Below are 23,387 nucleotides of genomic sequence, written 5' to 3' on the forward strand. Positions count from 1 at the left end.
TACTTTAATTTTGACTGTTGCAAGTGGCTTTTAAATTTAAAGAATTTAATTTTGGAATATACTGAAGAAAAGTGGTGGAGGGGGCTGGATTCGAACCAGCGAAGGCAGAGCCGTCAGATTTACAGTCTGATCCCTTTGGCCACTCGGGAACCCCTCCGGAAGACGCCGCGCATACTATCAAATTAAATTGTGCTGTAAAGCTTTTTTATAAAAAAACTTAAGTTTTTTTTTCAAAGGCCGATGTAAAGAGTAACTTTTACTCATATTGATTAATTACTCAGCAAAAATGCAAATTATCAACGAAGGACATATTTCAAATTCGCTTAATCGCGCTTTGGAACAAAATCACCGCGGTGATTTTGCTTTGTTGTTAGCTATGCTGGATGAAAATGTTTGTGAAAACGCCCAATTTAAAATTGCTAAACAGCAACAACAAGCTTTTGAATCTGACGAAGCTTATTTAAAACAACAACTGGGTGTTGTTCATCAATATAAAGTGGCGGCAGACGATGCCGCTTTTGAATCAGCGCTTGATCAAAGTTATGCGCTAAATTTTGCAGGACTAGCAATGAACAAACTTGTTGCTTGTTTAAATCCCCCCGCGTTATCACAATTTAATGATAAAGCTAAAGTCGACCAGCATGTAATTGATAATTTATCGTTACATGCACGCAATCGTTTGTTTGCATTACAGCAAGCCGCAGACGAGCAGCAACCAACTCAAACTGATCCCACACTGTTATACGATATTCTTCAAGCGGTTTAAGCAGCCTGGCCTTATTTTTGCAAAGCTAGCCTCACTTATATGAGGGTGCTGGATTATTGACGTATGCAGTTAACGCAAACTTTGCAAAAATTTAATTTGAGTAAAGACAGTTTCCAACAAATGACAGGATTTGGTGTCGCATTTGTTGTTTTGGCCATACTTGCTATGGTTGTTTTACCTTTGCCGGCCATCCTATTAGATATTTTGTTTTCGTTTAATATCGCTTTGTCTATGGTGATATTGCTGGTGGTTATTTACACGTTAAAACCACTGGAATTTGGCGCTTTCCCGACCGTTATCTTAATTGCAACAGTTTTGCGTTTGGCGTTAAACATTGCGTCTACCCGTATCGTTTTGCTTGAAGGCCACAATGGTGGTGATGCAGCCGGACAAGTTATCGCCTCTTTTGGTGAGGTGGTGATAGGTGGCAACTACGCAGTTGGTTTAGTTGTTTTTGCCATTTTAATGATTATTAACTTTAAAGTTGTGACTGCGGGTGCAGGTCGTATTTCTGAAGTAAGTGCTCGTTTTACCTTAGACAGTATGCCAGGTAAACAAATGGCGATAGATGCCGACTTAAACGCAGGTTTTATTAGCCAAGAAGAAGCGGTTGTACGCCGTAAAGAAATTACTGACGAAGCAGATTTTTATGGTTCTATGGACGGTGCGAGTAAATTCGTAAAAGGTGATGCGATAGCTGGTTTGTTGATCATGTTAATCAATATTGCCGGTGGTTTGATTATTGGCATGGTTCAGCACGATCTTAACTTTTCTGATGCAATCGAAATTTATACCTTATTAACTATAGGTGATGGTTTGGTTGCACAAATTCCATCACTTTTAATGTCGGTTGGCACAGCAATCATAGTTACGCGTCAAAATACTTCGGTTGATTTGGGCGACCAATTAACTGATCAGTTGGGTAACTCCAAAGCTTTATATATAGCCGCCGCTATTTTATTTGTTATGGGCATAGTGCCGGGTATGCCACATATTGCATTCCTTGGTTTGGCTGCTGTTGTTGCGGGTGCGGCATATTGGCTGAATAAACAAGGTAGTGAAGCACCAAAATCAAAATCAGGTGCATTAATCAAAGGGCGCGATGGTAATAAAGCTGGTTCAGCCAATGCTGGCAACAAAGCGCTTCCAGGAAATGCGGCACCTGCGGCAGAGCCTCAAGAAATCAGCTGGGATGATGTTCAACCTATGGATGTAATTGGTCTAGAAGTTGGCTATAGACTCATTCCTCTAGTGGATAAATCACAAGGTGGTGAACTGCTTTCACGAATTAAGGGTGTTAGGAAAAAAATGTCGCAAGAAATGGGCTTTTTGGTGCCTGCAGTGCACATTCGCGACAACTTAGATTTATCACCAAATGTTTATCGAATTTCTTTAATGGGTGTAGTGATAGGCCAAGCTGAAATTTATCACGACAAAGAAATGGCGATTAATCCAGGACAAGTATTTGGTAATCTTAAAGGGGTTAAAACAACAGATCCTGCATTTGGGCTAGAAGCTGTGTGGATTAACCCTGACCAACGCGAACAAGCTCAAACCCTAGGTTATACAGTCGTAGATGCTTCGACCGTCGTTGCGACTCACTTAAGTCAGTTGCTAACCAATAACGCATGGCAATTAATTGGCCATGAAGAAGCGCAAAACTTAATGGATATGTTGGCGAAATCTTATCCTAAGTTGGTTGAAGGTTTAGTGCCTGACATCTTAAGTTTGTCGTGTGTCGTAAAAGTTATGCAAAATTTATTGTTTGAAGGTGTGGCAATTCGTGACATGCGTACCATAGTTCAAACCTTAGTTGAGTATGCACCTAAGAGCCAAGACCCCGATGTACTAACGGCTGCGATACGAATTTCGCTGCGAAAATTAATTGTTCAAGAAATATCCAATGGCTTAGATGAACTGCCTGTCATAACTTTGGCGCCAGAGTTGGAGCAAATATTGCATCAATCTATGCAAGCAGGTGGAGCAGAAGGTGGTGGTATAGAGCCAGGGCTTGCAGAGCGCATACAAAATGCCTTGCAAGAATCATCTCAACAACAAGAGATGAATGGTGAACCATCAGTGTTGTTAACCTCCGGCATACTTAGAAATGTGCTGGCTAGGTTTACCAAACACACTGTACCCGGATTACATGTGCTGTCGTATCAAGAGATACCGGATGATAAACAAATTCGTATCGTTCACTCGATAGGGCAGTAACGTCAAATATTTGTCTGAGCATTGCTTTGTCCGTGCATAGAAATGCAGCGTGGCTGAGGAGGATTGATGAAAATTAAAAGGTTTGTAGCAAAAGATATTCGTTCGGCATTAAATCAAGTTAAAGCGACTTTAGGGCCTGATGCTGTCATTATGTCAAATACCAAAGTACCAGAAGGTATCGAGATAGTTGCAGCAATTGATGCAGAACCGGCACAACAAGCTTCACAGCCAGTAGCGGCGGCTCCAACTGCACCTGTTCGCGAAGAAGCTGAAGAAATTAAAATGTCTGATAGCTTACAGTCTTTATTACAACGTCAAAGCCAACCTGCACAGGCATCCAGTCGTGTACACAACAATCGTCAAGAAAGTGACATGCAAAAAAACTTACGTGCCAACAAACAACGTATGATGCGTTCACTAGCTGCTTCAGTTGACCAAGACGAAATGGAAGATGATTGGCGCAATTCGCCATTGTTGCAAGCTTCACAACCTCAAACTCACGCAAAACCTGTACAAGCACAAGCTCAACCAGAATCAAATAATGAAGAGCTAACATCGATTAAAGCTGAGATGGCCGAACTTAGAAGTTTATTACAACATCAAGTTTCTGGCTTGATGTGGCAAGAAATGGCGCGCAGTGAACCGATTCGCGCTTATATTGTTGACCGTATGGTTAAAATGGGTATCTCAAGTGACGTTGCAGATCAAATAGCCAGCTTTTTACCAAGTGACATAGATCAAAATGAAGCTTGGGAACATGCGTTAGACTTATTAACAAATCAAATTAATGTAACCAACAATGACATAATGCGTCGTGGTGGCGTAGTGGCATTGTTAGGGCCAACCGGCGTGGGTAAAACAACCACAGTGGCTAAGCTAGCTGCGCATTTCGCGAAAAAACATGGTGCAGACTCAGTTGCTTTAGTAACAACCGACACATATCGCATTGGTGCACATGAACAATTACAAACTTATGCGAAAATTATTGGCTGTCCGTGTAAGGTTGTATCACACTCAGAAGAATTGGCTGATACACTTCACCAGTTACGTAATCGTAAACTAGTATTAATTGACACCGCAGGTGTTGGCCAACGTGATTTACGTTTAGCTGAACAATTAGATAGCCTGATGAAATCAACTAATGTTAAGATTCGAAGTTACTTAGTATTACAGGCTACAGCACAGCGCCGCGTTTTAATGGAAGCTGTGCAACAATTTAAACGAATTTCGTTATCAGGTTGTATTTTCACCAAATTAGATGAAAGCATGAGTTTGGGAGAAATTATTAGTGTTGCCATTCAAAATGCCCTGCCAATCGGGTATCTTACTGATGGTCAGCGCGTGCCAGAGGATATAAAAGCAGCAAGTGCACAATATTTAACCGATAAGGCAGCCGGATTAATGGACGAAAGAGATTTTTCTCATCCATACTGGTTTACAGATGGCGCAAGACAGCCTATATATAAATAAGAATTTATGAAGATAATGAACCAGTTAGGTGATCAGGCCAATGGCCTTCGAAATATGAAGCAAAAAAGAGTAAAAGTAATTGCAGTCACAGGCGGCAAAGGTGGCGTTGGTAAAAGCAATGTATCGCTGAATATGGCTGTTGCAATGGCACAGCAAGGCAAGCGTGTACTCGTTTTTGATGCTGACTTAGGTTTAGCCAATGTTGACGTAATGTTGGGATTGCGTGTAGAGAAGAATTTATCTCATTTATTAGCGGGAGAATGTGGCTTAGACGACATATTGTTAACAGGTCCGCATGGTATTCAAATTGTTCCTGCTACTTCTGGTACACGTAATATGGTTGAGCTAACGCCACAGGAGCACGCTGGCTTAATCCGAGCATTTAGTGAATTGCAAAAAGATTTTGATGTATTAATTGTTGATACCGCAGCAGGTATTTCTGACATGGTGCTGAGTTTTTCCCGTGCAGCACAAGATGTCATGGTTGTGGTATGTGATGAACCCACCTCAATTACAGATGCTTACGCATTAATGAAAGTATTGAATCGTGATTTTGGCGTATTTCGTTTCAAAATAGTTGCCAACATGGTTCGTTCAATGCGTGAAGGTCAAGAATTATTTGCTAAACTATCCAAAGTTACTGATAGATTTTTAGACGTAGCCATTGAATTGGTTGCGATAATACCGTTTGACGAAAATATTAGAAAATCGGTCAGACGACAGAAAACAATCGTAGATGCGTTTCCGAAATCACCTGCCGCTATCGCCTTTAAAACCTTGGCGGCAAAAGCGGGACGCTGGCCCATACCAGATAATGCAACTGGGCATCTAGAATTTTTCATTGAACAATTGGTTGCACCAGGAGCTTAGTCTGTTGTGAATAAAGTGGCGGCTTACCAAACTGTAGATCAAAAACAGGCATTGGTGGAAATGCATGCTGGTTTAGTTAAACGCATCGCTCATCATATGATGGCGCGTTTACCCGCCAGTGTTCAGGTTGATGACCTGATTCAAGCTGGCATGATAGGTTTGCTTGAAGCTTCGAAAAATTTTGATGGTAGTAAAGGCGCAAGTTTTGAAACTTTCGCTGGTATTCGAATTCGAGGTGCAATGTTAGACGAGATCCGTCGTGGTGATTGGGCACCTCGTTCTGTACACAAAAACAGCCGTATGATTTCTCAAGCAATCGCCGAAGTAGAAAAAGAAACTGGCCGTGATGCAAGAGATGCAGAAGTAGCTGAAAAACTTGATATTTCGCTAGATGAGTACCATCATATTTTAAATGATGTAAATTGTGGCAAGATAATTGGCATCGAAGATTTAGGTGTTACCGAAGACGTTATCGGTAGTCCCGACAGCAAAAATGCTGACGAGCCATTTGAAGATATGGCTCATGGCGCTTTCCAAGGCGCCTTAGTCAAGGCAATTGAAACTTTACCCGAAAGAGAAGCGTTAGTTTTATCCTTGTACTATGATGAAGAATTAAACTTAAAAGAAATCGGTGCAGTGTTAGACGTAAGTGAATCGCGCGTGAGTCAGATTCACAGCCAAGCTATGCACAGGTTAAAAGCCAGATTAAAAAGCTGGCAACAGATATAATTTGATTTGCTACATAATAATCGCGAGCGGAGGAAGCTTTGGACAAGAATATGAAAGTGCTAGTTGTAGACGATTTCTCAACTATGCGACGCATTATTAAGAACTTACTGCGAGACCTAGGTTTTACAAATGTGTCAGAAGCAGATGACGGCGCTACTGCCTTGCCTATGTTGCAAAATGGTGATTTTGAATTTGTTGTAACAGATTGGAATATGCCAGGCATGCAAGGCATCGACTTGTTAAGAGCCATTCGTGCAGATGCAAAATTAAAACATATCCCTGTTTTAATGGTTACGGCAGAAGCGAAAAAAGAACAGATTATTGCAGCAGCTCAAGCTGGTGTAAATGGATACATAGTTAAACCATTTACCGCAGCTACATTAAAAGAGAAGCTCGATAAGATATTCGAACGTTTAGGTTAAGTGATTTAGGAGAATTCTATTGTTGCCAAATGCTCCTAAAATCAGTTTGGAAGATGCTAGACGGTTAGTTGCTAGCCTTGAACAAGGTGACAACGACACTGCCAATCAAATTATTGACTCCGCTACGCAAGCTGCGTCTGTAGAGCTTTTTGAAGAAGTAGGCAAGCTGACGCGACAGTTGCACAACTCTATAGGCGATTTTCAACTAGATGTGAGAATTGCCGACTTAGCGACAGAAGATATTCCTGATGCTAAAAACCGTTTAAGTTACGTAATGGAAATGACCGAAAAAGCAGCCAATAAAACTATGGATGCTGTGGAGGATTGTTTGCCGATTGCAGAGGGCTTAGACGATAATATTAAAGATATAATTCCGACTTGGGATAAACTAATGAATCGCCAAATCGAGCTAAGTGAATTTAAAACACTTTGTCATGATTTGGACAGTTTATTAAAGAAATCGCAAGGTGATGCCGAAAGCTTAAAGACGCGATTAAACGATGTATTAATGGCTCAAGACTTTCAAGATTTAACAGGCCAGGTCATTCGTCGAGTAATTGAACTAGTAAAAGAAGTAGAAGATAACTTAATTCATTTACTTACCGTATTTGGTGAACCACAACCAGCTGAAAAAACAGACAAAGCGGTTAATGAAGGTCCAGAAGGGCCAATCATTGACGCGGAAGAAAGGGTGGATGCGGTTTCCAATCAAGATGAAGTGGATGATCTTTTGTCGAGTTTAGGTTTTTAATTAGGGGACAGGTTCCATGAGCTTTGATGTAGATGAAGATATATTGCAGGATTTTTTGGTCGAAGCGGCTGAAATTCTGGAACTGTTATCTGAGCAGCTAGTGGAGCTTGAGAATAATCCAGAAGATTCTAATTTACTCAATGCAATCTTCCGAGGATTTCACACCGTAAAAGGTGGCGCAGGCTTCCTAGCGATGACAGCACTAGTTGACGCTTGTCATGGTGCTGAGAATGTATTTGATATTTTGCGTAAAGGGCAACGTGAAGTTACCCCTGAATTAATGGATGTTATTTTACAAGCGTTGGATACTATCAACGTCATGTTTGCGCAAATTCAAAATAGAGAAAGTCCAGAGCCAGCAGATCCTCAATTATTGGACACTTTACACAAACTCAGTGAACCAGCGTCAGCCGATGAAGCCGCCATCTCAGCACCCGCTCCAGCAATAGAAGAACCTATTGGCGATGATTCAATAGAGTTTTTTGATTCAGCTTTAGATGAACCTGAAGTTGATTCTACACCAGCTAGCGCGAGTGAATCTTCGGCGCCACTGGATGAAATTACCGATGATGAATTTGAAAAATTATTGGATCAATTACATGGTGCGAATAAAGGGCCAACAAGTACAGGCTCACCAGCGCCTGCACCAGCACCAGCTGTAGCCGCGGCACCAGCATCTTCATCGACAGATGAAATAACCGATGACGAATTTGAAGCTCTGTTAGATGAATTGCACGGTAAAGGGCAGTTTAGTTCAAATGATTCTGCGCCAGCTCCGTCAGCAACGCCTGCGCCATCGCCAGCTGTTACTGCTGCAAGCTCAGGCGATGACATTTCAGATGACGAATTTGAAGCTTTATTAGACCAGTTACATGGTAAAGGAAAAGGTCCTTCTGCTGAATCTGCTCCTGCGCCAGCGGCACCTAGTCCGAGCCCCGAAGCAAAAGCGCCAGCTCAGACTCCAGCCGCTAAAACGCCTGCACCAAGTCCAGCTCCCAAAGCAGCACCCGCTCCGAGCCCTACAGCTAAAGCACCTGCTCCAAGTCCAGCACCAGCTGCTAAAACAGCCGCGCCGGCAGCTGCAGCTGAAAAGAAAAAAGCGCCAGCGCCAGCCCCTGCAGCTGAAACAACAGTGCGGGTTGACACTAAACGCCTTGACCAAATTATGAATATGGTTGGTGAATTAGTGCTAGTGCGTAATCGTTTGGTTAGTTTAGGTATCAATGTAAACGACGAAGATATGTCCAAAGCGATCGCTAATTTGGATGTAGTCACTGGGGATTTGCAAGGTGCGGTAATGAAAACGCGTATGCAGCCAATCAAAAAAGTATTTGGTCGTTTTCCGCGAGTGGTACGTGACTTAGCTCGTTCATTGAACAAAGAAATAACTTTGTTGTTAGAAGGTGAAGAAACCGATTTAGATAAAAACTTGGTTGAGGCGTTAGCCGATCCACTTGTGCATTTAGTTCGAAACTCAGTCGATCATGGTATTGAAATGCCAGATGTACGTAGTGCCAGTGGTAAAGCACGTTGTGGTACTGTTAAGCTTTCTGCATCGCAAGAAGGGGACCATATATTATTAACCATCGCTGATGATGGTGCTGGTATGGATCCTGAAAAGCTTAAAGAAAAAGCAATCAAAAACGGTATTATGGATTCAGACGCTGCGGCACGCATGTCTGATTCCGAAGCTTATAATCTAATTTTTGCGCCAGGTTTTTCGACCAAAGAGCAGATATCCGACATATCTGGTCGTGGTGTGGGTATGGACGTTGTTAAAACGAAAATTACTCAACTTAACGGCTCTGTTGTTATTAAATCTGAAAAAGGTGTTGGTACTCAATTAGATATTAAAGTGCCATTGACCTTGGCAATACTACCAACTTTAATGGTGATAGTTTCAGGGCAAACTTTTGCATTGCCACTTGCTGGTGTCAGCGAAATTATCAATCTAGACTTGAAAAAAACCAATACGGTTGATGGTCAGTTAACTATGATAGTGCGTAAAAAAGCGATACCACTATTTTATTTGCAAGATTGGTTAACTCGTAACGATAAAAAACAAAAACGCGGTAATCGCAATATTGGCCATGTAGTCGTAGTACAAGTTGGAGCGGGCAAACAAGTTGGTTTTGTTGTCGATTCTCTAATTGGTCAAGAAGAAGTGGTGATTAAACCGTTAGACGCTTTACTTCAAGGCACGCCTGGCATGGCCGGTGCGACCATTACCAGTGATGGCGGCATTGCGCTTATTTTAGATGTGCCAGGTATGCTTAAAAAATACGCTAAACGCTAATATCGTTTAGTTATCTCTGGACAAAATTTAAGGCGGAGTTCATGCCGATTCGTGTTTTGGTAGTAGACGACTCAAGTTTTTTTAGAAGACGGGTGTCGGAAATAATAGATCAAGATCCAGACTTGACTGTTGTAGATACTGCATTAAACGGTAAAGACGCTTTAGAAAAAGCCATGAAGCTCAAACCTGACGTTATTACTATGGATGTGGAAATGCCTGTGATGGATGGCATTTCTTCTGTGCGTGAGATAATGAAGAAGTATCCCACGCCTATTTTAATGTTTTCGTCGTTAACTCATGATGGTGCGCAAGCCACACTTGATGCATTAGAAGCCGGCGCTTTAGATTTTTTACCGAAAAAGTTTGAAGATATTGCCCGCAATAAAGATGAAGCAGTAAACCTGCTGCAGACCCGAATAAAACAAATCTCCAAACGACGCATTAGTATGCGTATGGCTGCGCTTAAGTCTGCTGGGACAAACAGATTTGCCACTCGAAGCCAAATTGCTTCTCGGGTTGAAAAGAAAGAAACAGCTGTTCCAGAGCAGTCTACCAGAGCGCAATTAGAAGCAATTCAATCAAAACGTCGAGCTGTTAGCCCAACTAAAAATGCGGGCAGTTATAAAATGCTTGCCATTGGCACATCAACCGGTGGACCCGTTGCGTTACAAACCATTTTAACTAAGTTACCGAAAAACTTTCCGACGCCTATTTTGTTAATTCAGCATATGCCTGCAGCTTTTACCTCAGCTTTCGCTGCAAGGTTGGACAGCATGTGTGAAATTTCGGTCAAAGAAGCACAAAATGGTGATGTATTAAAAGCTGGCTGCGCTTATTTAGCACCTGGCGGCAAACAAATGATGGTGGATGGTGTTGGCAGTGGCGCTCGAATTCTAATCAAAGAAGATAACTCAGATAGATTGACATATAAGCCGAGCGTAGATGTGACCTTCGCATCTGTCGGTAAAGCCTATAAAGGGCAAGTGCTGGCGTTAATTTTGACTGGTATGGGCGCTGATGGTCGAGATGGGGCTAAATTTTTGCAGCAACAAGGTGCGACGATATGGGCGCAAGATGAGGAGTCTTGTGTTGTTTATGGTATGCCTCAGGCTGTCGCGAGTGCAGGAATTTCTTCAGAATCTATTGCATTAAACCAAATGGCTGACAGAATAAAGAACGAATTTAGTTTGCAATGATTAAGGGTCACTTTTGATAGTTTGGACGATTGCCAATCAAAAAGGAGGCGTTGGCAAAACAACAACAACGGTAACGTTAGGTGGGATCCTTGCTGAACGCGGAAAACGGGTATTACTAATTGATACCGATCCTCACGCATCTTTAACTTATTATTTTGGCATTGACTCCGAAGAATTAGACAACAGTGTTTTTGATTTGTTTGTAAAACGCAACTCAATGAACAAAGAGCAACTGTTGCAAATGTTGTGTCCAACTTCTATTGCTAATATGGATATATTACCAGCCACTATGGCGCTTGCGACTTTAGACAGACGCATGGGTAATCAAGGTGGTATGGGACTTGTTCTAAAAAAAGCGATACACCTTTTGCAGGATGAATATGACTACGCGCTAATTGATTGTCCACCTGTACTTGGGGTACTTATGGTTAACGCCTTGGCAGCTTGTGAACGCATATTAGTACCGGTACAGACTGAGTTTTTGGCATTAAAAGGTTTAGAAAGAATGATGAGAACCTTGTTTTTAATGGCAAAATCACAAAAAAAGCATTATAAGTACACTATAGTTCCAACTATGTTTGACAAGCGTACCCGAGCATCGTTAGAAGCGTATAAAGAATTGAAAAAGGTTTACGGGGATGATGTTTGGTCAAGTGTTATACCCGTTGACACCAAATTTAGAGATGCAAGTTTAGAGCAGTTGGTACCGTCAATGTATGCACCTAAATCTAGAGGTGTATTTGCGTACAACTCGTTATTAACATTTGTATCGGAGTTAGATGATTAGGGCCATGAGTAAAGGTGTATTTGCTAACGAAGAGGTAATGGAAGAATACCTCAACGCTTTATTAACGGAAGAAGTTGATCTTGCTGTGGCACCTGCACCCAAAGCTCAAGAAAAAGTGGTAGCGAAAGAAATCGCTCGACCTTATGCACCAGCAGCAGAACGTGTAAAACCAGTTGAAGAACTGCTAAAACAAGTTGAAATACCCGTTGAGCCAATTGTACCGCCAACACCTGTTGTAGAAGAACCAGAAGTTATTGAACAAACTGAAGTTGTTGAAGAGTTAGTGGTAACACCTCCACCACCAACAACTCCAGAAAAAGAAATACCAGTTGAAGATTTTCAGGCGCTTTATTTTGAAGTAGCAGGTTTAGTATTAGCTGTACCACTAACTGAGTTGGGTGGTATACATAACCTAGCTGAGGTTTCGCCACTGTTCGGAAAACCTAAATGGTTTAAGGGCTTAATGATCCACAGAGAACAAAAAATTAATGTGGTGGATAGTGCGCTTTGGGTGATGCCTGAAAAATACAACGACGAGCTAGCAGATTCGTTAGACTATAAATATTTAATTATGTTGGGCGATAGTAATTGGGGGCTAGCTTGTGAAGGTTTAGTTAATACAGTGACTATGGCACCAGAAGATATTAAGTGGCGCACCTCTGACAGCAAACGCCCTTGGTTGGCAGGTTTGGTTAAAGAGAAAATGTGTGCTTTACTGGATGTTAAGCAGTTAATTCAATTATTAAACCAAGGCTTAAATAGCCTTGATAAAAAATGACACTAGTCGGAGCTTAGAATATGAATAGTGCAAGCAGAAATACTGTGGCAGATGCGGCCGATAATGAGATTTTGCAGTGGGTTACTTTTAAGTTAGACGATGAAACCTATGGTATCAACGTAATGCAAGTGCAAGAGGTATTGCGCTACTCTGAAATTGCGCCCGTACCTGGTGCGCCTGACTATGTGTTAGGTATTATAAACTTGCGTGGTAATGTTGTTACCGTTATTGATACACGCTCGCGTTTTGGACTAAACCCTTCTGAAGTGACTGATAATTCTCGAATTGTAATCATTGAAGCAGAGAAACAAGTAATTGGTATCCTAGTAGATAGTGTTGCTGAAGTCGTTTATTTAAAATCTTCTGAAATCGACAGTGCACCAAACGTTGGCACCGAAGAAAGTGCGAGATTCATCCAAGGTGTTTCTAACCGCGGCAGCGAATTATTAATTCTTGTTGATCTAAATAAACTGCTAAGCGACGAAGAGTGGGATGAACTTAGTACTTTCTAAGCATATATGGAAATAATCATTTTATCGGGCTGCATTGGTGTTTTAGTGTTGGCCCTAATGGTGACCTTTTACCAAATAAAACAACTCAAACGTCAGCTAGTTGATACAAACGCCTCGTTATCTCAACAGCTGAGCCAATTTGAACGAGATGTTAAAATAATCAAGTTAGAGCTTGAAGAAATTCGTCAGTCAAGTGTTGGTGTTGGTAAAACGGTCAAAACCTTAGGCCAGTATTTCTCTCAACTAGAGCAAAAATTTAACGAAGTTGAGCTATTTGAACCTGAATCTAAGCTTTATACTCGTGCGGCTAAGTTAGCGGAAAAAGGCGCTTCGGTAGACGAAATTATGGCTGAATGCGAAATACCTAGAGCTGAAGCCGAGTTAGTGCTGTCTCTGCGTAATAAAGTCGCTAGATAAATCGCTAATCTGTTATCTAATTCTTTACTTTTGTTGACGTTTCTATAACAATCTTTTTAGTGCCTAGGGTAAATTGGGTATATAACTAGCTGGGAAGCTAACCTGAATACAATAATAAATCGGAGTCAGAGTTGATAAACATACTATTGGTTGATGACCATGAATTAGTACGTACAGGGATTAATCGGATTTTAAGCGAAGTCCGTGGTATTAAAGTTGTTGGTGAAGCACAGACTGGCGAAGAAGCGGTGCAATTTTGTCGTAAAAATAATCCAGATATCGTATTGATGGACATGAATATGCCAGGCATTGGCGGAATGGAAGCGACAAAAAAAATAGTACGTTATTGTCCTGACACTAAAGTTATTTTTCTGACCATACACACAGAAAATCCGATTCCTGCCAAGGTCATGCAAATTGGTGCAGCTGGTTATTTGACCAAAAGTGCAGCACCAGATGAAATGATCAAAGCGATTCGCCTTGTTCAATCCGGCCAGAGATATATAGCACCAGATATTGCACAGCAGATAGCCTTATCTCAATTTGGTGGTCAGGATGAAAACCCATTTGATGTGCTGTCAGAGCGCGAGCTGCAAATCATGATGATGATTACTCGTGGTGAAAAAGTTCAAGATATTTCCGAACAACTTAACTTAAGTTCCAAAACAGTTAATAGTTACCGTTACCGCATGTTTGAAAAATTAAAGATTAGTGGTGATGTTGAATTAACTCATTTGGCGATTAAATATCGCATGTTAGACACCAATGATCTATGAGGGTAATCTCTATCTGAGATTAACCTCTGAGACGAGCGTTTTATTTGCCAATAAATTCAGCATAAGCCTCTTCTAACGACACAAATGCGTCCTCAAGCTCGTTGTAAACCTTGACCTTGCCATTTTTAATATCGTATACCCAGCCATGAATGCTTACTGCTTTTTGCGCTAATTTAACCGCTACAGCAGGGTGTGTTTTTAAATGGGCCATTTGCATAACAACATTTGCTTCTATGACATCGTTCATATGCACAGGCTCTAATTTCCCGTACTTAGCTTTAACTATCTCACCAGCAGCACGACAGTGACCAAGCCAATTTTTAACGTGCGGCACTGCATCTAAGCCTGTTGGGTCAATAACACCTTTCATTGCACCACAATCTGTATGGCCACATATTACAATATGCGCAACGCTTAGCACTGTTACTGCAAATTCAATGGATGCTGTCATTCCGCCTGTTGCATTGCTATGTGGAGGGACGACATTGCCCGCATTACGACAAATAAATAAGTCGCCCGGTTCTGAATTGGTTAACAGGTTAGGGTCAATACGTGAATCTGCACAGGTAATAAATAGCACCTCTGGATTTTGACCGTTGGCTAACTCTTTAAACAAAGCTTTGCGCTCTGGGTAACCTTGTTGTTGGAATCTTTTTACACCGCGGACAATCTCTTCCATTTAAACCTCGCATTATTTACCGATCGTATATTATTAGTATGCACTATGCCTAAAGTCGCAGGTACAAAAAAAGCGCCAGTCAATGGCGCTTTTTTTGTTATGCTTGAAGGCTAGCTTCAGAGACACTTCCGTGTTGAACCAAATATTCATTGGCTCTGAGTAAAGCTTGTTCTCGAGAGCGGACAAACATGTCTTCAGACAATTGCCCTTTGCTCATACCACAAAGTTTACTTTTATTCGCTTCCAATTGGTATATCACACACACTTGTTTATTTGCGTCGAGTGATTCTAAAATCATATTCTCGATAGACAGGGAAATGGTATCGTCAATTAACGACACATCACTTAAATCAATAATAATTGAGTCGTGATTCTCAATTGAGGAACGTTCACGCGCCAGCGCTTTTGATACACCAAAAATCATAGGGCCACTCAAGTAGAAATATAAAATTTTGCCTTTTCCTTGATTGAGTAGCTCACGTTCAGATTTATTTAATGGCAACTCATCATCCATATCAGAAATCGCTTTAATTTGTTGTGATTGGCTGCGACTCAATTTCTCAATAATAATGATATTTGCGACAAATAAACCAATACCAACAGCAACCATTAGATCGACTAAAACAGTTAAAGTCAAAACTGAATACATAATAAGAGTCGACTGCCATGACACTCTATGCGCTCTTTTAATAAAGCTCCAGTCTAGTATGTTTACACCCACTTTTACCGCTATACCTGCGAGTACAGCTAAAGGAATGACACTAATTAATGAAGCAGCACCAAATATACCTATGGCTAACACAATAACTCGAGTGACACCAGACCAAGCGGTTTGTGCACCAGCTTGAATGTTAACTACCGTACCCATAGTGGCACCTGCGCCAGGTAATCCGCCAAATAGTCCAGACATTAAATTCCCTAAACCTTGACCCACGAGTTCTTTATTAGATTTATGCTCAGTTCTAGTCAGATTATCGGCTACAACTGAGGTTAGCATAGAATCGATACAGCCGAGCATGCCTAATACTAAAGCCTCAACAACCATTCTTTGCCACTGACTTGCAGTAAATGTTGGCATTACTATGTCCGGCAGGCTAACGGAAACCTCACCTATGCGGCGAATACTAGAACCATCGATAAAATATACAGACGCGACTGTAATTAAAACTAGAGCAATTAGCTGAGCTGGAATTAAACGAGTAATTTTATTTGGGGTTAAAAAGAGTAAGAGTAGCGTAGCTGCAAATAGTGAAAACTCAGACAAACTCACGTTGGCAAAAATTTCAGGCAGGTTGCTCAATGTACCAATTACGCCGCCTGCTGGAGAGGCTTGCCCAAGGGCAGGAGCAAGTTGCATTATTATTAGAATGCAGCCAATACCTGACATAAAGCCAGATACAACACTATATGGCATTAGAGTTATGTATTTACCGAGTTTTAAAGCGCCAAATAGTATTTGAAATAAGCCAGCCATCATAACCACGGTAAATGCCATGGCTACGCCATTTTCCGGGTCAGTTGCGACAAAAGAAGCAATAACAGCTGTCATTATTACTGTCATTGGGCCAGTCGGCTCTGAAATTAGAGTGGGTGTTCCGCCAAAAATTGCAGCGAACAAACCAACAAGTAATGCACCATATAAACCTGCTTCTGGTCCTAAACCTGAAGCTACGCCAAATGTCAGTGCAAGTGGAAGCGACACTATTGCGGCAGTAACACCACCCAATATATCGCCGCGTATATTTTGCTTGTTGAACAGATTAAACATATTAAAGCGACCTCCTCTGCGGGCGCCATTCTATATAAATTGAGCAGAATGTAAATTAACTCGATTAATCATTGCTGCTGATTTAATCACCTTGCCATCGCAAACTGTCGCCAAATTCAGCTTATAAAATTCGTTTTATTGGGCGATTGTTTTAATTAATTTTCACGTTAAATCGAAGTTTTAATTTAATTGATTGATTTATATGTAGAAAATAAATTTAAAAAGTTGCAAAAAAAAGCTAAAGGATATTCAGAAAGTGCCGATAACCTTTAATGAGGGGAAATATAAATTTTGAAATGAGGTTGAGGGGCCGACTTTCAAAGCTTTAGAGGTGACTCGAAAGAGTTAAATTTTTGGCGAACTGACTTTGCACAGGTTTGAGGGAACCTAAAGCAGTTCTCAGGAGGTAACTACTATGGGTATGTTCGTAAATACTAATGTTTCATCGTTGAACGCACAGCGTCAATTGATGGACTCTTCAGATCGTTTAAATACTTCATTTGAACGTTTGTCTTCGGGTTTCCGTATTAACCGTGCAGCAGATGACGCTGCAGGTATGCAAATTGCGGCTCGTATGACCAGCCAAATTGAAGGTTTGAACCAAGCAGTACGTAACGCAAATGACGGCATTTCAGTAGTGCAAACCGCTGAAGGTGCAATGCAAGAAATTACTTCTTCTTTGCAACGTATTCGTCAATTGGCAGTTCAATCGCAAAACGGTATCAACAGTTCTGCTGACCGTACAGCGTTACAAAAAGAAGTTTCAGCTCTTAAAACTGAAATTAGCCGTATCGGTGCCAACACTCAGTTCGCTGGTGTAGACTTGTTAACAGGTTCGTACTCAGCTGCTTTCTTAGTGGGTGCTAATGGTGGCCAAACTATTTCTGTAAACTTATCTCGTTCAGGTGGTTATGGTGCTTCAGGTTTAAGTTTAGCAAGCTTGTCTGTTTCGACTACAGGTGATGCTTCTGCTGCGTTAACTTCAATTGACGCTGCAATTTCAACCATTGGTGGCGCGCGAGCTGACCTAGGTGCGTTGCAAAATCGTTTCCAGTCAACAATCCGTAACTTAAGTAACGTTATTGAAAATGTGTCATCAGCACGTTCTCAAATTCGTGATACTGACTTTGCGACAGAAACTGCTGAATTAACACGTAACCAAATCGTGCAACAAGCAAGTTTGTCAGTTTTAAGTCAAGCGAACCAACGTCCACAAAGTGCATTATCTTTATTAGGTTAATGTAAGTTTGTTTTAGTAAGGCTTTTAAACCCTTTGTTTATTAGCCTTGCCAATAAACTGAGTTGACGGAGGTGATTTATGGATGTGCAATTAGAAAAAAGTGGCAGTCTATTTGCTTACGCAAGTAATGATCTGAATTCAGGTCGTTATACAGCGGAAAATCGCCAAAATTCCGACGATTCGGTTGCATCAACTGCTAACGATCCTACAATAAAAGTAACAGAATCGACTAAAGTTGCTGAGACTGAAGCCGATAACCTTATTGAGGGTAATGAAAGCATTTTAGATAATGCTGTTGCTGAAGTATCTGAATTTATTAATGCGCAGAATCGTCAGTTAAATTTTGATTATGATGATTCAAGCAATAGGTCAGTTATAAAAGTAACAGATTCCGAATCGGGTGAAATTATTCGCCAAATACCATCGGAAGAAATGTTGAAGTTAGCACAACGTATTAGTGAACTGCGATCTGATGCAGGCGAAGCAATAGGGGTGCTGATTAACCGCGAAGTCTAATCTTTTTTTGTGAGGTAAGTATGTCAGTTTCATCAATTGGTGTTGGTTCAGGCCTAGATTTAAGCGGCCTTGTTCAGCAGCTATTAGAAGCTGAACGTAAACCAAAACAAGATAGATTCGATGCTCGTGAAGAGAACTTGGAAACAGTTATTTCAGCTATTGGTACGCTAAAGTCAAAAATGGATGAATTTAAGTCATCTGTGGATGATTTAAGAAGTAGCTATGAATTGCAAGGACGTAAAGCCCTAACTAGCCATCCAGATGTGTCAAGCGATAGCGATGCATCTGGTCCTTTCACCGCAGAAGCATCAAACAGCGCAACTGCAGGTTCTTATGCCATTACTATTGAGCAACTTGCGGCTGGTAGCCGGATTCAAACTGCTGATGGCCAGTATACCAGCTCTTCTAGCACAGTCTCTTCAACTGCTGGTACTTTAACTTTCAAAATCGATTCAACTGGCGATAGTTTTACCATAAACGTAACTGCGGGTATGACCTTGTCTGGTTTGCGTAATGCGGTAAACAATGCGTCGGGCAATGACTTTGGCATTACAGCGAGCATTATTGATACAGGTACTGCTGCTGGTGCAAAACTGGTTTTTACTTCTGACACTACTGGTGATGGCAACGATTTAACCATAGTGAATAATGGTGACATTGCTGATTTAGAGCAAATTGCCACTGTTGATTCAACCGAGACAACAACATATGGCAATGTTTCTACTACCAGTGCAAAAAACGCCAAAGCAAATATTGATGGTATTGATGTTGAAAGTGAAACAAACACTTTTGAAAATGTAATTGAAAACGTAAGCTTTGAAGCATTAGAGTTAAGCAGCGTGGACAGTGTCGGCGATTTCGAAGCTTCAACATTAGAAATAGGTTATGACAAAGATGGCCTTAAAAATAAAATCACAGATTTTGTTGATAACTACAATGCGCTTATTTCGGAAATTCAAACATTGACTAAATATGGTAGCTCAGAGCTAGAAGATGATGGCGCGCTTGCTGGTGATTATATGGCACGTAGCATTCAATCAGGTTTAGATTCAATTATTACCTCAACAGTTGATGCCTCTTCTTTGGGAACCTTATTTCAAATCGGTATCTCATTTGATGATGACGGTAAATTGCAAATTTCCGAAACTGATGAATTTGGTTTAGGCAGTGGTCAAGAAATGCTCGATGATGCGTTAGAAGATTATTATGATGAAATTGCCGCATTATTTGCTGATGACGATGATGGTATCGCCAACAAACTGTATGATTTTGTTTATGAATACACGACTTTTGGTGGTTTATTAAGAACACGCGAACAGTCATTCAAAGACGAAAAAGAATTATTAAGTGATGACAGAGCACGTTTTGAAGTGCAAATGGCAGACTATGAGCAGTTGCTCAGAAATAAATATATCAATTTAGATTTAACCGTAGCTAAATTACAGCGTACGGGTAGTGCATTAAGTGCGTCATTATCGACGGCATTTTTATAAGAATAGGTGAGTATCATGTTTAAACGCGGTATTAATGCATATCAAAAAGGCAATATTAAACAGCAGATAGCACAGGCTGATCCACACCAAATAACCTTAATGTTAATGCAAGGTGCTATTGATAAAATGGCCTATGCAAAAGGTTGCATGGAGCGTAAAGACTTTGAAGGTAAATCAATCCATTTATCAAAAGCCTCAGCCATAATAGTTAATTTACGCGATACGTTAGACTTTGACGTTGAAAGTGAAGTTACGGATAACTTGTTTGCTCTGTACGATTTTATGGTAAATCGCTTAACTGATGCGCATGTGCAAAACAGCCAAAGCATTATTGATGAAGTGATTGGTTTGATGTTGCCTATTAAATCGGCTTGGGCTTCTATACCAGAAGAAGCCAAACAAGAAGCTTATGAGATGCAGCGTCAAAAACAACAAAGTGCCGTTTAAACATGAATGACAAAAGTAAAGCTAGCACGGATGCTCAAGTCGCTACTGTGCCTACGCGTTTGTTAGAAACCGATATAAACCACGCTCATACACCTGAAGATCTTCTCTCCATAAACAAATTAATTATCGAACAATTATCTGCTGACAATGTTGACGATACAGAGCTTTTGTCTCTGATAGAACAAAGAGATGATTGTGTGCAAAATACACTCGAACAGCTAGGTGCAGCGCCTGAACGGCAAAAAGAATTTGCTTTAGCTGAAACTGAGGTCAATAATAAGCTAATTCGTGTTTGTAATCAGCTAGTTAAACAAGCACAAAACGACTTAACCAAATTGGTAAAAGGGCGAAAGGCAATTCGGCAATACCGATAACTCGGAGATTTTTGTAGTGTTTAATGGTAAATCAATTTTAGTCACAGGCGGAACAGGTTCTTTCGGCCACTGTTTTATAAAACACGTGTTGGCAAACTACTCGCCTAAAAAACTAATTGTTTTTTCCAGAGATGAACTCAAACAGTACGAAATGCAGGAAACCTTTGATAGCCCAGCAATGCGTTATTTTATCGGTAACGTGCGTGATAAAGACAGGCTTATCACAGCAATGCGCGATGTCGATTATGTAGTGCACGCAGCAGCATTAAAGCAAGTGCCTGCTGCTGAATACAATCCTATGGAGTGTATTAAAACCAATATCATGGGCGCACAAAATGTCATTGAAGCCGCTATTGAAGCAGGGGTTAATCGTGTTATTGCTTTATCAACGGATAAAGCTGCCAACCCAGTTAACTTATATGGTGCGACCAAACTAGCATCTGACAAACTTTTTGTTGCAGCGAATAATATTTCAGGTGCTGATGGCACTCGTTTTGCCGTAGTGCGTTATGGCAATGTAGTTGGTTCTCGCGGTTCAGTTGTACCATTTTTTAAAAAACGTGTTGCAGAAGGCAAATTACCTTTACCGGTAACTCATACTGAAATGACACGCTTTTGGTTGCGATTAGAGCAAGGTGTCGAGTTTGTGGTTAAAAACTTTCAGCGTATGCGTGGAGGTGAAATTTTTGTACCGAAAATACCTTCAGTTAATATTCTTGATTTAGTTGAAGCTATATCTGGCAGCAAAGAGCATGAAGTTATCGGTATACGCCCAGGTGAAAAACTGCATGAAGTTATGGTGCCAGAGGAAGTTGCTCATCAAACGATAGAATTTCACGATCATTATGTGATTATTCCAGCAATTAAGTTTTTTGAGCGTAATGTAGATTACTCGGAAAACAAGCTTGGCGAAAAGGGTAAAGAGGTTAGCAGCAAATTTGAATATCATTCAGGCACCAACCCGCATTTTCTTTCAGTGGACGAGCTAATTGAGCTAAACAAAGATTTATGATCCCATACGGCAAACATCATATAGATCAAACGGATATAGACGCAGTAGTCGATGTTCTGCAAAACCAATATTTAACCCAAGGTCAACAAGTACCTGCTTTTGAAAAAGCACTGACTGAATACACAAGTGCAAACTATGCACTTGCTGTTAATAGTGCTACGTCAGCTTTGCACTTAGCCTGTTTAGCATTAGGGATAACAAAAAGTGATGTGGTTTGGACAACGCCGATAACTTTTGTTGCTACTGCTAATTGTATTCGTTTTTGCCAAGCAGATGTCGATTTTGTTGATATCAACCCAAGCAGCCGCAATATTTGCCCGCAAGCGCTCAAAGAAAAACTACAACAAGCAGCGCAGAAAAATAAGTTACCCAAAGCCCTTATTCTTGTTCATTTTGCTGGTTTTAGCTGTGATATGCAGGTCATTTCTGACTTGTGCCAGCAGTATAATGTCAAAATAATTGAAGATGCTTGCCATGCTTTGGGCGGTTTATATTTAGCTGACAAATCTAAAATAGGCCATTGCAAGTATGCTGACTTTGTCATTTTTAGTTTTCATCCGGTCAAATCAATCACCACAGCAGAAGGTGGTGCGCTATTAACCAATGATAAACATTTGCTCAAACAAGCAAGTTTATACGCTAAACATGGCGTTACCCGCGATGCTGATTTAATGCAAGGTGAAGTTGAAGGGCCGTGGAGTTATCAACAACTGACCCTTGGTTACAACTACCGCATGAGCGATGTGCAAGCGGCATTGGGTATCAGCCAGTTAATTCGGCTGGATTCATTTATTCAACAAAGACGTTTATTGGCGCAGCGATATTTTGATGCACTAGCTCAATTAGAAAGCCAGTCACTGATTAAGTTACCAAGTGCAGAACAGTTAGATTTTAGTGCTTGGCATTTATTTGCTATTGAGCTTAATGGGCAAAATAGATTAGAAGTTTATAACGCTTTGCTCGCGCACAAAATCCAAGCAAATGTGCATTATTCAGCTGTTCATTTGCAACCTTATTATCAGCAGCTTGGTTTTAAATCAGGTGATTTTCCAAACGCAGAAGCCTATGCAAAAAACACCTTAACTTTGCCTTTGTATCAAACAATGACAATTGCTGAGCAAGACTATGTAATTGAGCAGTTCAAGGATGTGTTATGTCAAAATCCGCAATAGCTATAATTCCAGCACGCGGCGGCAGCAAACGTATACCTAAAAAAAACATCAAACTGTTTGAAGGTAAACCTTTAATCTCCTACAGCATTACCGCAGCCAAACAGTCTGGTTTATTCGATAAAATAATTGTTTCAACCGACAGTGAAGAAATCGCTGAAGTTGCTCAAGCATATGGTGCTGATATTCCTTTTATTCGCCCAAAAGAGTTAGCGGATGATTTTACAGGCACAACGCCTGTTGTGAATCATGCAATTAACTATATGCGTGAGCAAGGACATAACTATCAATATGCTTGTTGTATTTACGCAACTGCGCCGTTATTAACGGCTGAATACTTGTTGGAAGGTTTTAACGCGCTGCAAAGCCAAACAGGTAAATCTTTTGCGTTTTCAGTTTGCACCTTTCCGTTTCCAGTACAACGAGCTTTAAGAGCAAATAGTGAAGATGTCACAGGTGTTGAGCCTATGTATAAAGAGCATATCGGCAAACGTTCACAAGATTTAGTTGAAGCCTTTCACGATGCGGGGCAGTTTTATTGGGGACACAGCCAAGCCTTTGTCGATAAAAAAGGCATGTTTGCTAAACATAGCATTCCGATTTTTATGCCTAGATCACGAGTACAAGATATTGATACTTTAGAAGATTGGCAAACTGCCGAATTAATGTATAGAGCAATAAATTTTAAATAGCAGGTAAATT

At 40.8% G+C, this 23,387-nt stretch carries 24 protein-coding genes and 1 tRNA gene; 22 read left to right on the plus strand and 3 right to left on the minus strand.

Going from position 1 to position 23,387, the window contains the following annotated elements; genetic code table 11:
• Nucleotides 1-72: 72 nt before the first annotated feature.
• A tRNA-Tyr gene (locus ACMZOO_RS13780) sits at nucleotides 73-157 on the minus strand.
• 129 nt (nucleotides 158-286) lie between these two features.
• On the opposite strand from ACMZOO_RS13780, the gene ACMZOO_RS13785 reads away from it, so the two are divergent.
• The 14 genes from ACMZOO_RS13785 (at nucleotide 287) to uvrY (ending at nucleotide 13,987) form a co-directional block, all read left to right on the plus strand.
• Nucleotides 287-766 carry a VC2046/SO_2500 family protein gene (locus ACMZOO_RS13785; protein WP_440903901.1) on the plus strand — a complete coding sequence of 160 codons (480 nt, stop codon included), beginning with the start codon at nucleotides 287-289 and terminating at the stop codon, nucleotides 764-766.
• A gap of 63 nt (nucleotides 767-829) precedes the next feature.
• A complete protein-coding gene (gene flhA / locus ACMZOO_RS13790; protein WP_440903902.1) occupies nucleotides 830-2,983 on the plus strand; it encodes a flagellar biosynthesis protein FlhA in 2,154 nt (717 codons plus the stop codon).
• 66 nt (nucleotides 2,984-3,049) lie between these two features.
• A complete protein-coding gene (gene flhF / locus ACMZOO_RS13795) occupies nucleotides 3,050-4,453 on the plus strand; it encodes a flagellar biosynthesis protein FlhF (protein ID WP_440903903.1) in 1,404 nt (467 codons plus the stop codon).
• A gap of 15 nt (nucleotides 4,454-4,468) precedes the next feature.
• Nucleotides 4,469-5,323, plus strand: a complete 855-nt coding sequence (locus ACMZOO_RS13800; RefSeq protein ID WP_016956731.1) for a MinD/ParA family protein — start codon at nucleotides 4,469-4,471, stop codon at nucleotides 5,321-5,323.
• Between the two features lie 6 nt (nucleotides 5,324-5,329).
• Nucleotides 5,330-6,052, plus strand: a complete 723-nt coding sequence (locus ACMZOO_RS13805) for an RNA polymerase sigma factor FliA (RefSeq protein ID WP_016956732.1) — start codon at nucleotides 5,330-5,332, stop codon at nucleotides 6,050-6,052.
• A 38-nt stretch (nucleotides 6,053-6,090) separates the two neighbouring features.
• Entirely contained in the window at nucleotides 6,091-6,474 is a 384-nt protein-coding gene (gene cheY, locus ACMZOO_RS13810; RefSeq protein WP_026016871.1) for a chemotaxis response regulator CheY, read from the plus strand.
• Between the two features lie 19 nt (nucleotides 6,475-6,493).
• A complete protein-coding gene (locus ACMZOO_RS13815; protein WP_440903904.1) occupies nucleotides 6,494-7,225 on the plus strand; it encodes a protein phosphatase CheZ in 732 nt (243 codons plus the stop codon).
• Nucleotides 7,226-7,241: 16 nt separating this feature from the next.
• Nucleotides 7,242-9,521, plus strand: a complete 2,280-nt coding sequence (locus ACMZOO_RS13820; RefSeq protein WP_440903905.1) for a chemotaxis protein CheA — start codon at nucleotides 7,242-7,244, stop codon at nucleotides 9,519-9,521.
• Between the two features lie 41 nt (nucleotides 9,522-9,562).
• Complete coding sequence (locus ACMZOO_RS13825) at nucleotides 9,563-10,717, plus strand: protein-glutamate methylesterase/protein-glutamine glutaminase (RefSeq protein ID WP_440903906.1); 1,155 nt, start codon at nucleotides 9,563-9,565, stop codon at nucleotides 10,715-10,717.
• Between the two features lie 13 nt (nucleotides 10,718-10,730).
• Nucleotides 10,731-11,504 (plus strand): ParA family protein, encoded by a 774-nt coding sequence (locus ACMZOO_RS13830; RefSeq protein ID WP_440903907.1) that lies wholly within the window; start codon nucleotides 10,731-10,733, stop codon nucleotides 11,502-11,504.
• Entirely contained in the window at nucleotides 11,497-12,282 is a 786-nt protein-coding gene (locus tag ACMZOO_RS13835; protein ID WP_440903908.1) for a chemotaxis protein CheW, read from the plus strand. Before ACMZOO_RS13830 ends, ACMZOO_RS13835 begins: the two co-directional genes overlap by 8 nt.
• A gap of 20 nt (nucleotides 12,283-12,302) precedes the next feature.
• Nucleotides 12,303-12,794, plus strand: coding sequence for a chemotaxis protein CheW (locus ACMZOO_RS13840; protein ID WP_016956739.1), 492 nt, complete (start codon nucleotides 12,303-12,305; stop codon nucleotides 12,792-12,794).
• Between the two features lie 6 nt (nucleotides 12,795-12,800).
• Nucleotides 12,801-13,211 (plus strand): DUF2802 domain-containing protein, encoded by a 411-nt coding sequence (locus tag ACMZOO_RS13845; RefSeq protein WP_440903909.1) that lies wholly within the window; start codon nucleotides 12,801-12,803, stop codon nucleotides 13,209-13,211.
• 131 nt (nucleotides 13,212-13,342) lie between these two features.
• Entirely contained in the window at nucleotides 13,343-13,987 is a 645-nt protein-coding gene (uvrY, locus tag ACMZOO_RS13850) for a UvrY/SirA/GacA family response regulator transcription factor (RefSeq protein ID WP_016956741.1), read from the plus strand.
• Between the two features lie 40 nt (nucleotides 13,988-14,027).
• Here uvrY and ACMZOO_RS13855 read toward each other — a convergent pair whose 3' ends face one another.
• Complete coding sequence (locus ACMZOO_RS13855) at nucleotides 14,028-14,666, minus strand: carbonic anhydrase (RefSeq protein WP_440903910.1); 639 nt, start codon at nucleotides 14,664-14,666, stop codon at nucleotides 14,028-14,030.
• 97 nt (nucleotides 14,667-14,763) lie between these two features.
• Nucleotides 14,764-16,434: a SulP family inorganic anion transporter gene (locus tag ACMZOO_RS13860; RefSeq protein WP_440903911.1), complete on the minus strand. Its 1,671-nt coding sequence runs from the start codon at nucleotides 16,432-16,434 to the stop codon at nucleotides 14,764-14,766.
• A 415-nt stretch (nucleotides 16,435-16,849) separates the two neighbouring features.
• Here ACMZOO_RS13860 and ACMZOO_RS13865 point away from each other — a divergent pair, with 415 nt between their 5' ends.
• From ACMZOO_RS13865 to pseF, 8 genes are all read left to right on the plus strand, one after another.
• Nucleotides 16,850-17,674, plus strand: a complete 825-nt coding sequence (locus ACMZOO_RS13865) for a flagellin N-terminal helical domain-containing protein (RefSeq protein ID WP_440903912.1) — start codon at nucleotides 16,850-16,852, stop codon at nucleotides 17,672-17,674.
• A 78-nt stretch (nucleotides 17,675-17,752) separates the two neighbouring features.
• Nucleotides 17,753-18,190 (plus strand): flagellar protein FlaG, encoded by a 438-nt coding sequence (locus tag ACMZOO_RS13870; RefSeq protein ID WP_440903913.1) that lies wholly within the window; start codon nucleotides 17,753-17,755, stop codon nucleotides 18,188-18,190.
• A gap of 20 nt (nucleotides 18,191-18,210) precedes the next feature.
• Nucleotides 18,211-19,683, plus strand: coding sequence for a flagellar filament capping protein FliD (fliD, locus tag ACMZOO_RS13875; protein ID WP_440903914.1), 1,473 nt, complete (start codon nucleotides 18,211-18,213; stop codon nucleotides 19,681-19,683).
• Between the two features lie 15 nt (nucleotides 19,684-19,698).
• Nucleotides 19,699-20,130: a flagellar export chaperone FliS gene (gene fliS, locus ACMZOO_RS13880; protein WP_440903915.1), complete on the plus strand. Its 432-nt coding sequence runs from the start codon at nucleotides 19,699-19,701 to the stop codon at nucleotides 20,128-20,130.
• A 2-nt stretch (nucleotides 20,131-20,132) separates the two neighbouring features.
• A complete protein-coding gene (locus tag ACMZOO_RS13885; protein ID WP_440903916.1) occupies nucleotides 20,133-20,504 on the plus strand; it encodes a hypothetical protein in 372 nt (123 codons plus the stop codon).
• Nucleotides 20,505-20,520: 16 nt separating this feature from the next.
• The gene (pseB, locus tag ACMZOO_RS13890) at nucleotides 20,521-21,516 is read left to right on the plus strand and encodes a UDP-N-acetylglucosamine 4,6-dehydratase (inverting) (protein WP_440903917.1); all 996 of its coding nucleotides are present in this window, start codon (nucleotides 20,521-20,523) and stop codon (nucleotides 21,514-21,516) included.
• Entirely contained in the window at nucleotides 21,513-22,688 is a 1,176-nt protein-coding gene (gene pseC, locus ACMZOO_RS13895) for a UDP-4-amino-4,6-dideoxy-N-acetyl-beta-L-altrosamine transaminase (protein WP_440903918.1), read from the plus strand. Before pseB ends, pseC begins: the two co-directional genes overlap by 4 nt.
• A complete protein-coding gene (gene pseF, locus ACMZOO_RS13900; RefSeq protein ID WP_440903919.1) occupies nucleotides 22,670-23,377 on the plus strand; it encodes a pseudaminic acid cytidylyltransferase in 708 nt (235 codons plus the stop codon). The genes pseC and pseF overlap by 19 nt, the downstream gene beginning before the upstream one ends.
• Nucleotides 23,378-23,387: the final 10 nt, after the last annotated feature.

The organism is Catenovulum sp. SX2 (assembly GCF_052056295.1).
In the GTDB taxonomy this organism is placed as follows: Bacteria; Pseudomonadota; Gammaproteobacteria; order Enterobacterales; family Alteromonadaceae; genus Catenovulum.